The organism is Acetivibrio sp. MSJd-27 (assembly GCF_018918095.1).
GTDB lineage: Bacteria > Bacillota > Clostridia > UMGS1840 > HGM11507 > HGM11507.
In genome coordinates this window covers 1-710 of the sequence record NZ_JAHLPV010000099.1, presented here as the reverse complement: position 1 = coordinate 710, position 710 = coordinate 1, and the positions used below count along the sequence as shown (strand labels likewise).

At 50.8% G+C, this 710-nt stretch carries 1 protein-coding gene; it reads right to left on the bottom strand.

The genetic code is table 11. The annotated features are described in order from the left end of the window. Positions 1–710, bottom strand: a 710-nt coding sequence (locus KQI32_RS13280; protein WP_216426136.1) for a transposase, incomplete at both ends; no start/stop codon positions are given.

Below are 710 nucleotides of genomic sequence, written 5' to 3'. Positions count from 1 at the left end.
AATATTTGCTTGCAAATCCATGGTGTCTTAAATGCCGCGTCGGCTACGATCGTTTCCATTTGCGGGAATCGCTTTTTTAACCGCTCATACAGTGGGTCAAACGCTGCGCTGTCATGCACATTGCCGGGCGTTACCACCGTGTCCAGCACAAAATTGTGCCCGTCGCAGGCGGTGTGCGCCTCGTATGCAAAACATTTTTTGTGTTCCCCCTTGTGAAATATCCCGCTGTCCGGGTCGGTTGTGGAACCCGTGACTTTTTTCTCCTTCGGCGGCGTTTGGTCATCGTCAAACAGCCTTTTGCCGTGCTTTTCCCGGTCTGCATTGATTTCTTCCATCAGCTCGTCCTTGTACCGCGCTGCCGCTGCGGGAACCGCTTTTTTGATCTTTTTGTGGAGGTTTGCGTTGGCTTTGATGTGCGTGCCGTCGATGTATACCACCTCCGGTGCCAAATATCCCGCACGGTTGGCCTCATAGAGAATCCATTGGAATATATTTTCTACCGTTTCTTCTGTAAAACGGTGTTTGAAATTGTAGCTGACAGTGGAAAAATGCGGAAGTTCATCGTTTAGCGTGTACCCTAAAAACCAGCGGTATGCGATGTTCATGCCAATCTCCTGCATGGTACGGCGCAGCGAGGGGATGCCGTACAGGTGCTGGATGAACACAATTTTGAACAATACCACCGGGTCAATGCTGGGACGGCCGTTGTC